The sequence below is a fragment of the Dyella sp. 01N36 genome (assembly GCF_056399745.1).
This window is the reverse complement of record NZ_JBFTRY010000125.1, coordinates 1-10,682: the sequence shown is the minus strand read 5'-3', so window position 1 is coordinate 10,682 and position 10,682 is coordinate 1. Positions and strand designations below refer to the sequence as shown.

The 10,682-nt window shown below is 65.0% G+C and carries 10 protein-coding genes; 4 read left to right on the top strand and 6 right to left on the bottom strand.

Going from position 1 to position 10,682, the window contains the following annotated elements; genetic code table 11:
• Nucleotides 1-71 precede the first annotated feature (71 nt).
• Entirely contained in the window at nucleotides 72-1,283 is a 1,212-nt protein-coding gene (locus AC1DMG_RS16000) for a hypothetical protein (RefSeq protein WP_477180754.1), read from the bottom strand.
• A gap of 174 nt (nucleotides 1,284-1,457) precedes the next feature.
• Between AC1DMG_RS16000 and trpE the strand changes: the two genes are divergently transcribed.
• The 4 genes from trpE to AC1DMG_RS15980 all read left to right on the top strand — a co-directional run bounded on the left by trpE (nucleotide 1,458) and on the right by AC1DMG_RS15980 (nucleotide 4,916).
• The gene (gene trpE, locus AC1DMG_RS15995) at nucleotides 1,458-2,933 is read left to right on the top strand and encodes an anthranilate synthase component I (protein WP_477175070.1); all 1,476 of its coding nucleotides are present in this window, start codon (nucleotides 1,458-1,460) and stop codon (nucleotides 2,931-2,933) included.
• Between the two features lie 2 nt (nucleotides 2,934-2,935).
• Nucleotides 2,936-3,643 (top strand): hypothetical protein, encoded by a 708-nt coding sequence (locus AC1DMG_RS15990; protein ID WP_477175069.1) that lies wholly within the window; start codon nucleotides 2,936-2,938, stop codon nucleotides 3,641-3,643.
• A 213-nt stretch (nucleotides 3,644-3,856) separates the two neighbouring features.
• On the top strand, nucleotides 3,857-4,540 hold the full coding sequence (locus AC1DMG_RS15985) for a hypothetical protein (RefSeq protein WP_477175068.1): 684 nt from the start codon (nucleotides 3,857-3,859) through the stop codon (nucleotides 4,538-4,540).
• 142 nt (nucleotides 4,541-4,682) lie between these two features.
• On the top strand, nucleotides 4,683-4,916 hold the full coding sequence (locus AC1DMG_RS15980) for a hypothetical protein (protein WP_441605415.1): 234 nt from the start codon (nucleotides 4,683-4,685) through the stop codon (nucleotides 4,914-4,916).
• Between the two features lies 1 nt (nucleotide 4,917).
• Here AC1DMG_RS15980 and AC1DMG_RS15975 read toward each other — a convergent pair whose 3' ends face one another.
• The 5 genes from AC1DMG_RS15975 to lysA form a co-directional block, all read right to left on the bottom strand.
• Nucleotides 4,918-5,940, bottom strand: a complete 1,023-nt coding sequence (locus AC1DMG_RS15975) for a serine hydrolase domain-containing protein (protein WP_477175067.1) — start codon at nucleotides 5,938-5,940, stop codon at nucleotides 4,918-4,920.
• A gap of 47 nt (nucleotides 5,941-5,987) precedes the next feature.
• Entirely contained in the window at nucleotides 5,988-6,686 is a 699-nt protein-coding gene (locus tag AC1DMG_RS15970; protein WP_477175199.1) for a M15 family metallopeptidase, read from the bottom strand.
• Between the two features lie 13 nt (nucleotides 6,687-6,699).
• Nucleotides 6,700-8,235, bottom strand: a complete 1,536-nt coding sequence (locus AC1DMG_RS15965) for a serine hydrolase (protein WP_477175066.1) — start codon at nucleotides 8,233-8,235, stop codon at nucleotides 6,700-6,702.
• A 7-nt stretch (nucleotides 8,236-8,242) separates the two neighbouring features.
• Nucleotides 8,243-9,460 (bottom strand): dipeptidase, encoded by a 1,218-nt coding sequence (locus AC1DMG_RS15960; protein ID WP_477175065.1) that lies wholly within the window; start codon nucleotides 9,458-9,460, stop codon nucleotides 8,243-8,245.
• Nucleotides 9,457-10,682: diaminopimelate decarboxylase (gene lysA / locus AC1DMG_RS15955; RefSeq protein ID WP_477180753.1), on the bottom strand; the 1,226-nt coding region annotated here is incomplete at its 5' end. The genes AC1DMG_RS15960 and lysA, both read right to left, overlap by 4 nt.

The window sequence follows — 10,682 nt, the reverse complement described above, 5'->3', positions numbered from 1 at the left end:
GTCGCGCACAGGGTGCGCTCCCACAGAGAGTGAGGGATTCCCAAAGGGCATCGAGATACAACAACCTCGCGCTACTTCAACTCCCCCAACGTCCACCCACCACCACCCGGCATCACCGCGATCTGCCGCAYCGTGGTGGCCGCGCAGCTGGCCGGCTTGTCGGTGCACTCGGCGAGCGTCACGCGCAGGTGCTGGTCATCCACCAGGTCGAAATCGGTCAGCTTGGTATTGGCCAGGCGCGTGGCTGTGTCCAGCGCCGTGCCGATGAAGACGCCGTTGTGGAAGACATAGAGCTGCAATGCGTTGGGTTGGCACTGCTCGTCGACCGAGACGGCCGCTTCTGCCACATAGGTGTCGCCCTTGCGCTGGGCGCGACCGGTGAGCAGGCGCTGGCCGGTGAGCAGGAAGCGGTCTTCGTCGTTCTTGGGCGCGGCGGTCTTGGCCATGCATTGGTTGCTGGCCACGGTGGCCGGTGCGCTTTTCGACAACGGCTCCAGCGGTCGCGGCACATACGGCTGCGCCGCCAGCGTGGCCGCCGGCTTGTGCATCCACAGCGCGAGCGCCCCGATGCTGACCAGCACGGCCACCACTGCAACCGCGCGCCCGCGCAGGAGTGGACGCGGAAACAAATAGACCAGAGTGCACAGCGCCAGCAACAACGCGACCGGCGAAAGCGGATGCCACAGCAGTGCCAGCAAAGCGAACAGGGCGGCAAAGACCGCTGCGGTGGAAAAAGGCTTGCGGACCGGCGCCGGCGTCGCAGCGGTGGGCAGGGGCGGCGGTTCCGGAGCGGTATAGCTGTGCTCGGCATCCAGCAGCAGTGGCTCGCTCAACGGTTCGGTTGCCGGCGGTATATCGGATTCGATCGCAGCTTCCTGCGCAGGCAGCGGAGGCGGCTCCGCGCTGGTCGATGCGGGCGTCCAGGCGAACCAGCTCTGTCCGCCGTCATGGCACCACTGGTCGCCTTCTTGCGCATAGCGGGCCAGCGCACCCTCGGGCAGCGGGCCACGTACCTGCTGGTCACGGCGCAGCCAGATCAGCCGTTCGCCGTCGGGCCATACGTCCGCTTCCACGCCCATGCCGCGCAGTTGCGCCGCTTGTGCCTCGGCCGCATCGGGCTCAAGGCCGCGGCGGATGATCAAGGGCGCCCGCGAGAAAACGCGTTCGCGGAAGCCCGCCATCTCCATCCCAAAGGCGGCAGCCATGCGTTCGTGCACGGCGGTAGGGTCCTGCCCATCGAGCAGGCGACCGGAAAGTACCAGGCAACGTTGGTCCATACCCATCGATTTCCCCTGCGGATGCAGCCATGTGCACCGATACCGCAAGGTTAGGCGTGCTGGCGCGGCTGAACAAGCGGCACGTGGCCCTCGTACGTGGGGCAATCGTGAAGGGATGCTTCGGTCCCCGCCTCGCTACCCCTACAATGCCCGTTCAAGCTTGGCCATCCGGATCCCCACGTGATATCCCGAGACGATTTCGACGCGCTGGCAGCGCAGGGTCATACCCGTATCCCGCTGGTGCGCGAGGTGTTTTCCGACCTCGACACGCCACTGTCCGTGTACCTGAAGCTGGCCGATGGCCCGTATACCTTCCTGTTCGAATCGGTCGAGGGCGGCGCCACCTGGGGGCGTTATTCCATCATCGGCCTGCCTGCCAGGCGCGTGTACCGCTTTCGCGGCCACGAGCTGGAAGTGGAGGACGCCGGCGAAGTGACCGAGCGTCGCCACGTGGCCGATCCGCTGGGCGAGATCGAAACCCTGCGCAAGCAATACGACGTGCCGCGCCTGCCGCAACTGCCCGCCTTCACCGGCGGCCTGGTGGGCTACTTCGGTTTCGAGACGATCGGCTATATCGAGCCTCGCCTCGCCCAATGGGATCGCCCGGACGAACTGGGCACGCCCGACGTGCTGCTGATGCTGGCCGAAGAAGTGGCCGTGTTCGACAACCTCAAGGGCCGCCTGTATCTGATCGTGCATGCCGATCCGTCGCAGCCACATGCGTATGCAGCAGCACAGCGCCGGCTCGATGCGCTGGTCTATCGCCTGCGCCAGAGCGGCGTGTCCTACCCGCAGCTCAACCAGAGCACGGCGCTGGACGAGGGCGACTTCAAATCCTCCTTCACCAGGGAGGAATTCGAGGCGATGGTGGAGCGCGCGAAGGAATACATCCGCGCCGGCGATATTTTCCAGGTGGTGCCGTCGCAGCGCCTGAGCGTGGGGTTCAACGCGCGGCCGGTGGATGTGTATCGCGCACTGCGTGCGCTCAATCCCTCGCCGTACATGTATTTCGTCGACCTGGGCAATACGCAGATCGTCGGTTCCTCGCCGGAGATCCTCGCTCGCCTGAAGGATGGCAAGGTGGTCGTGCGTCCGCTCGCGGGCACGCGCAAGCGCGGCGCCACCGAGGAAGAAGACCAGGCACTGGAAGCCGAACTGCTGGCCGATCCAAAGGAACGCGCCGAGCACGTGATGCTGATCGACCTGGGSCGCAACGACATCGGCCGCATCAGCGAAACCGGCAGCGTGGAAGTGAGCGAATCGTTCGTGGTCGAGCGCTACTCGCACGTGATGCATATCGTGTCGCAGGTGCAGGGCAGCGTGCGTCCCGATGTCGGCTATATGGATGTGCTCAAGGCGACCTTCCCGGCCGGCACGCTCAGTGGCGCGCCCAAGATCCGCGCGCTGGAAATCATCCAGGAGCTGGAGCCGTACAAGCGCAACATCTACGCGGGTGCGATCGGCTGGATCGGCTGGTGGGGCGATGCGGATACCGCCATCGCGATCCGCACGGCGGTGATTCAGGATGGACGTCTACACGTCCAGGCTGGCGCGGGCATCGTGTACGACTCCGATCCGGCATCGGAGTGGGAAGAAACCATGAGCAAGGGCCGTGCGCTGTTCCGCGCCGTGGCCCAGGCAGCCAAGGGTCTCTGAGCATGCGCCGTCTACGACGTGGAGCGGCCTGGTCCTGCGCGCTGGGCTTGGGCAGCAGCCTGCTGGTGGCGCCGCTGCATGCGCGCGAGCCAGGAACGCCGCCGGCCTGGCGCGACGACGCCACCTCGCGTCTCGAGGCGCTGGCGCTGTTGCAGTCGCTCAATGCCGAGTTGCTCAGCCACCCCAGCGCCACGCTCACGCTGGAGCGCTGGTGCGCCGTGCATCAGCTCGCACCCGTGGCCAAGATCGTCGCCGAACGCGTGCAGGGCCAAGACAAGCCACTGCCGCCGGAAGCGCGCAACCAGCTGCAGATCGGCGCGGACGAACCCGTGCGCTATCGCCGCGTGCAACTGGCCTGCGGCGAGCATGTGCTGTCCGAAGCAGACAACTGGTACGTGCCCTCGCGCCTCACCGATGCGATGAATCACGAGCTCGACAGCACCGACACGCCGTTCGGCAAGGTGGTGCAAGCCTTGCACTTCCGCCGGCAGACCTTGTCCGCGCAATTGCTGTGGTCGCCGCTGCCCGAAGGCTGGGAAAGCAAGCCCACGCTGCCGCCTGCGAACAACACCTCACTGGTGATGCCGCCRCATGTGCTCGAACACCGTGCGCTGTTGTTCGATCAGGCCAATCGCCCCTTCAGCCTGGTGGTCGAAACCTATACATCGCAAGTTATTGCCTTCGCTGCGCCGACGCTGCCTCGGCCATAAGTTAGATATCGAACCCCTCGTTTTTTATTCGCTTCTCCGATAAAAATGCGCGACGCAGTCACGGGGGCTGACTGTCTTGCGTCGAACTGTCGTCTGACAGTGCGTTCGTGCAATACGAACGCGATGCGCATCACCGCCACCTGTTTCAACCAGCGCTACGGACGTCCAAGGGGGGATGTCTGGGAATGCGCGGGACCAAGTCAGGGGAATGACATGAAGCATTTAGGGAAGAAGGCCGTCGTGATGGCGTGCGCCTTGAGCGTATCGGCGTGCGCGTCGATCGTGGGTGGCCGCTATCAGAAGGTGGAAGTGGATGCGCGTGCGGCAAACCAGAGCATCCATGCCGATTGCACGCTGAGCAATGGCACCGGCCAGGTGCGCGTGACGACGCCGGGTACGGCGGTGGTCCATCGCTCGTCGCACGATCTCAGCGTGACCTGCCAGCAGGACGGCAAGCAGATCGCGCAGCAGTCCTACGACGCCAGCATCCGCGGCATGGTGTGGGGCAACCTGATCATTGGCGGCATCGTCGGCCTGGCCATCGATTTCTCGGACGGCGCCTCGCATCACTATCCGGACAAGCTCACCATCGTGCTGCCCTCGGCGTATGCGCTGGCCTCGACCTATCCGAGCGTCAACGCGGTGCCGGGCGCGACGTATGCCACGCCGACGGCCGATGGCCTGGCCAGCCTCGACGGTCGCGTGAGCAAGAGCATGTTCAACGCCGCGCAGAACGTGGCGGCCTCTCGTCAATGCGATCGCGCCATCCATGTGGTGATGGTCGACGGGAGCAAGGCAATGTTCCGATCGCAGTGTCCGGCGTCCAGCGACGTGCAGATCGAGTGCGCGGGCGATGCCTGCGTGCCCCTGCAGCAGGCTGGCATCGCCGCCAACTGACCGGCGATTGCCTGAGGGAGCCGGATTCTCTCCGGCTCCCCGGCATTTTCGGATTATTCCGATGTTTTGCCGGATGCGTGCTGGCTAACGTGTAGAAATCCCGACCCACAGTGCAGGCGCGAGCCTGGCGCGGAGTTTCTTCATGGACGCCCCCATCATCGAATATCTGGTCGCACGCCAACAGGGCGAGGGCTGGCGTGTGTTGCGCGACGGCTCGCCCGTCGGTCGGCGTTGCGTGCTGGTCAATGCGCTGGAATTGGCCACGCTGCTGGCCGAACGCGAAGCCACGCGCGGCGGTGGCGCCACCCGCGTCCTTATGGCGAGTCAGGACACCCACCGTTTGCCGGGTTACCACCCGTGGCGCAGCGTCACCTGATTCAAGGCTTCAGGTACAGCTGCCCGATGGCGAGCGCCGTGCGATAGGGTTCCGGATCGTTGCGGTTGCTGAGCAGGATCACCGTCACGTGCTGCTTCGGCCAGCGAATGATGACGTTGCGAAAGCCGATGCTCTCGCCCGAATGCCAGAGCACGTCGCCGTGGATGCGCCAGCCGTAGCCGTAACTGTCCACATCGGGCTCGTCGTTGATTTTGTTCTGGGGACTGAAGGCAAGACGACGCGATGCATCGGACAGCAGGCGATGGTCGTAGAGCGCGGCATCCCAGCGCGCGAGATCGTCGATGGAGGAGTAGATGCCGCCATCGCCGCGTGTCGCGCTGGTGGGACTCTGGTCGGTTTGCACCCAGTGCCCGTTCTCTTCGCTGTAACCGTAGGCGCGATGCGTGACCTGAGGGCCGCCGCGCACGTAAAGCAACGTGTGCGTCATACCCAGCGGCCGGAAGATGTTCTGCGCGAGGAAATCGGGCAAGGGCCGTCCCGATGCGCGTTCAACGATCAAGCCCAGCAGCACGTAGCCGCCATTGCTGTAGCGATACGCCGTGCCCGGCGGAAAATAACTGCGTGGCTCCGCGGCAAGCATGCGCAGCACGTCGGCATCGCTGATCTGCGCGGTGGCATCGGCGGGCATCAGATCTTCGTAATCGATCAGGCCGCCGGCGTGACTGAGCAGTTGCCGGATGGTGATCGGCTCATGTGCGGCGGGGAGTTCCGGTAGCCAGTGACGAACATGATCGTCCAGGCTGAGCTTGCCGCGTTCGGCCAGCAACAGGATCGCTGCCGCCGTGAACTGTTTGCTGACCGAAGCGAGTCGATAATTGGTAGCTGGCGTGGCGGCCTCGTGTGTCTCGAGGTTGACCAGGCCGTAGCCGCGGTTGACCAAGAGTTTGCCGTCCTTGATCACCAGCAGGGATGCACCTGGTCCGTTGCCCTGGTAGCGGAACATCAAGTCGTCGACCTCGCTCGCGTGCACCACGCCGGAGCAGAGCAGAACGGCGACACACATGAAAACCCACTGGCGCATCATGGCTGGCCTCGTCATTGGCGGGACGGTCATTGCACCGGCACGTCGTAGACGGTGTCGGGTGAGGGCTCGGGGCTCAGCGTGTAGTGCCACCACTCCATCGCATAATTGCGGAAACCTTCTCGTTCCATCGCGCGCTTCAGGATCTCGCGGTTGGCGTGCTGCGCGGCATTGGCTTCCGGTGAATCGGTGTTGGCCAGCGTGCCGAAGTAGTCGAAATCGGTACCCATATCGAGCGGCGCGCAGTGACTGTCGGTGGCATCGCATTGCATCAGCGTGAGATCCACTGTGGCGCCGCGGCTATGGCCGGAGACCGGTGCGATGTAGTCGCCCAGCAGCGCGCTCTTGTCCAGTTTCGGATAGTGCGTGGCCTTGGTCCGCTGGTCGTTGAGGTCGCCGGCCCAGCGCACGAAATGCTGCACGGCTCGCGCGGGGCGATAGCAGTCAAACAGCTTGAGTCGCTGGTGTTGCGCATGCAGGTCGTGCTCCACGCGTGCCAGCGCTTCGGCGGCGGGCTTGAGCAGCAGGCACTTGGGCGCGAGGTAACCATCCACGGGTGCGCCGACGAAATTGTCGCTGCCGGCGTACTTGATGTCCTCGGCGATATCGGGCGCGAGTTGACGGATATCGACCAGGCCCGCTTGTGCCGCCGAGGTTGCCGGCGACAGCCTGGGTGCACCGTCGGCCTGGGCGAGTGCGACGAGCGCGAGCAGTGCCAATCCAGACATAAAGCGTGGGCGCTCAGTCACAGCCGTGCTCCCGATGAAAGGCGAGATCTTCGAAGTCGTAGCTGAAGTCCGCAGAGGGATCGACCTTGCTCATGTGCAGGCTGCCGTGGTTGTCGGCGGGGAAACTTAGCCATGCGTCGGCGTCCCCGTGATCCCAGTGCACCAGGTAACGCTGGCCGGCGCGCATCACCGTACCCGTCAGTCGCGGCGACTTGGCTGCGGCGAAACGCAGTGCCTTGCCTTGCGGGCACAAAGTGATGGCGCCGAACCACGGATCGCGCCATTGGCCCCACTGGCTGCGCAGTTCGTCCGCTTTGGCTGGTTGTGAGGCGGGCGGCGCAGCTGCCTTGCGGGACGTGGCCGCTGCGCGATCGAGTTGGTCGGCGTACCAACTGACATCGTGCGCATCGGCGGGCGAGGTGAACTGCTTGGTCAGCGCTTCGACCAGCACCGTGCGTGCGTCCTCCGCCTCGCTGTTCATCAGCACGACGAAACCGGCCTGGCGATCGGGCAGCAAGGTCATGGCCGAATACATGCCGGACAGCGTGCCGGTATGCGACACCGTGTGCACGCCATCGACGTCGGCAATGCGCCAGCCATAACCATAGGCATAGAGACGCGTGCCATCCCAGGCGCGACGCCGGGCCGAGATCGGCATCGGTGTGTAGGGCGTCCACAGAATCTGGCGCTGTTCGGGCGTCAGCCATTGCAGCTGCTGCGGTGTCGGTGCGACCCAGTTGCGCGCCCACACCAGCATGTCGGCAAGGCTGCAGCGCACGCCACCGGCAGCGGCCGAGGTGATGTCGGGAATCTCGGCGTCGTCGGCGTTGATCACGATGTTGCGATCATGCTCGCGCATGTGCGGCTGGGCGACGTTGCCCACGCCGTCCCGCCCCCATGCGCCAATCTGGCAACGTGTGAGGCCGAGCGGCTGGAACACTTCGCGGCGCAGCAAGGCGTCGTAACGATCATGACCCGCGGCTGCGGCCACTTCGCCGGCGACGACGTAGAGCAGGTTGTCGTAGGCGTAGCCCGCGCGAAAACTGTAGGCCGGCTTGAGATAAGCCAGCGCATGCACGATGTCCTTGCGCGTAAAGTCGTTGGGTTCCGGCCACAGCATCAGATCACCGGCACCCTCGCGCAGCCCGCTGCGATGGGTGAGCAGATCGCCCACCTGCATATGCACGGTGACCCAGGGGTCGGCCATGCGGAAATCAGGCAGGTAGCTGCGCACCGGTGCATCCCAGCGCAGTTTGCCTTCCTGTACGAGCCGGGCGAGCAGGGCGGCGGTCATCGCCTTGCTGTTGGAGGCGATCTTGAACAGCGTATCGGGCGTGACCGGCTGGCCGGAGCCGGCCACGCGTTCACCCAGCGTGCGCGTATAGATCACTTCGCCATGATCGATCACGCCGACCGCCAGGCCGGCGAGGTGATAGCGCGCCATCACCGCATCGACGATCGGATCGAGCTGCGCGGCGGACGGCGAGTCGGCCGCCGTGGCGACACTGGTGGCGAGGGCAAAGGCTATCGCCACCGTCCACCGCCGCATTAGACGCTCAGCCCGCATGACCCGCCGTGGCGTGATTGGTCACTTCATCCCACACACGCAGCAAGTTACCACCCCAGATCTTGGCGATGTCCGCGTCGCTGAAGCCGGCGCGATGCAGTGCTGCCGTGAGATTGCGCGTCTGCGTCGCGTCCGACCACCCGGCGAGACTGCCGCCACCGTCGAAGTCCGACGCGATGCCGACGTGATCGATGCCAGCCACCTCAACCATATGCTTGATGTGCGCGACGTACTCATCAACTGTTGCGGGCCGGAAGGCCGCATCGATGCGCTTCATGCCGTCGATATAGGCGGGCAGGTATTCGTGCTTCTCGCTGTCGAAAGTCTTGGCACCAGCCTGCTTGGCCACTTGTGCCTGCAGCGCTTTGATGGCCATCTCGCGGCCCGGATCGAGCTTGATGAATTCACCCACCGCCACCGCATGGATCACGCCGCCCTTGGCCGCGATGGCGCGCAGCAGATCATCCGACAGATTGCGCGGATGGTTGGTCAGCGCGCGCGACGACGAATGCGAGGCGATCACCGGCGCGGTGGACAAGGCGAGCACCTCGCGCACGCAGGCGTCGGAGGAGTGCGACACGTCGACCATGATGCCCAGCTCGTTCTCGCGCTTGACCACGCTGCGGCCGAAATCGGTGATGCCGTATTCCGGCAGCGGGGTGTCGCCGAGGTCCGCTTGCGGCGTGGAGCTGCTGCACAGGTCGTTGTTGCCCATATGGGCGAGGCCGACGTAACGCGCGCCGCGCTTATAGGCCAGGTCGAGGTTCCTGATGTCGTGGCCGAGCGAGTAGCCGTTTTCCACGCCGATCATCGCCGACAGCTTGCCTGCGGCCTTATTGGCACGCACCTGCTCCGGCGTGGTGGCAAGACGGATCTGATCCGGATAGGTCTTCAGCATCAGGTCGATAGCGTCGTACTTGCGCTTGGCCTGGGCCACGGCATGCGCATACCCGGCCGGCGTCAGCGGGCCCTGGTCCACGTAGACGATGAAGAACACAGCGTCCAGGCCACCGCGGCGCATCTTGTCGAGGTCCAACTGCATCGGCGTCGTCTTGCCGAAGTCGAAGCGCGCCTCGTGCATATACCCAAAGGGAATATCCACGTGCGTGTCGAGGGTGATCGGCGGATCCTGCTGCGACCGGGCGGGAGCGCTGGCCAGCGTGAGTGCAAGCGCGGTGGCGCCGCCGAGTAAGCCAAGAGTCTTCATGCGGTTTCCCAGTGTTTGGCCGGCTGCTCGCCGGCGACCATGTCTTCGTAACTTTGGCGCTTTCGCACGACAGCGTAGCGTCCCGCATCCACCATCACTTCGGCGGCGAGCGGGCGCGAGTTATAGGTGGAGGCCATCGAGGCACCGTAGGCGCCGGCGGTGCGTATCATCAGCAGATCGCCGGGAACGCAGGCGGGCAGGGCGCGTGCCCTGGCAAAGGTGTCGCCGGTTTCGCATACCGGTCCCACGATGTCGTAAGAAGTCATCGAGCGTGCGTCCCCGGCTAGCGGCGCGATGTCGTGCCATGCATCGTACAGGCTGGGCCGGGCCAAGTCGTTCATGGCGGCGTCCAGCACCAGGAAGGTACGCTCGTCGCCCTGCTTGAGGCGGATCACGCGCGTCAGCAGCAGGCCGGCCTCGCCCACCAGATAGCGGCCGGGTTCGAACAGCAGGCGTCCTTCAAAGCCGGCCAGGGCTTCGCGTACCACCTCGATATAGGCAGCTGCATCGATCGGGTGATCGTGGCCTTCGCGATAGCAAACGCCCAGGCCACCACCCACGTCGACGCTGTTGATCGCATGCCCCTGCGCCACCAGTTCGCGCCAGAAAGCCGCCACGCGCTGCAAGGCTTGTCGAAATGGCTCCAGCTGGAGGATCTGCGATCCGATATGCACATGCAGGCCATCGAGTTGCACATGGCTGAGTTCGTCGCGTTTGGCAAACCAGCGCCGAGCCTCTTCGATGCTCACGCCGAACTTGTTCTCGGCGCGGCCCGTGGAGATCTTGGCGTGGGTGAGCGCATCCACGTCGGGATTGATGCGTACGGCGGCACGAGCCTTGATGCCCAGAGCCAGCGCCACGCGCTGCAAGGCCAGCAGCTCGTCGTGTGATTCCACATTGAAACGCAGGACCCCGACCTCCAGAGCTTCGGCGATCTCCGCCTCGGTCTTGCCCACGCCGGAAAACACGATGTGCTCTGGTGGTATGCCCGCTTGCTGCGCACGCCACAGCTCGCCGGCCGAGACGATATCCGCGCCGATGCCCTGCCCATGCATCAAGGCGAGCACGCCGCGGTTGGGGTTCGCCTTGACCGCGAAACAGATCAGGTGGTCGGTGCCGTGMAGGGCCGACCGCAGGGAAGCGATGCGTTCGCGGATCGCACTGGCCGAATAGACATACAGCGGCGTGCCTAAACGGTCCGCCAGCGCGTGCAGGTCGACGC

Coding starts and splice junctions, on each gene's coding strand:
- AC1DMG_RS15985 (WP_477175068.1), top strand. CDS start 3,857: ATGAAGCATTTAGGGAAGAAGGCCGTCGTGATGGCGTGCGCCTTGAGC.
- AC1DMG_RS15980 (WP_441605415.1), top strand. CDS start 4,683: ATGGACGCCCCCATCATCGAATATCTGGTCGCACGCCAACAGGGCGAG.
- AC1DMG_RS15975 (WP_477175067.1), bottom strand. CDS start 5,940: ATGTGTGTCGCCGTTCTGCTCTGCTCCGGCGTGGTGCACGCGAGCGAG.
- AC1DMG_RS15970 (WP_477175199.1), bottom strand. CDS start 6,686: ATGTCTGGATTGGCACTGCTCGCGCTCGTCGCACTCGCCCAGGCCGAC.
- AC1DMG_RS15965 (WP_477175066.1), bottom strand. CDS start 8,235: ATGCGGCGGTGGACGGTGGCGATAGCCTTTGCCCTCGCCACCAGTGTC.
- AC1DMG_RS15960 (WP_477175065.1), bottom strand. CDS start 9,460: ATGAAGACTCTTGGCTTACTCGGCGGCGCCACCGCGCTTGCACTCACG.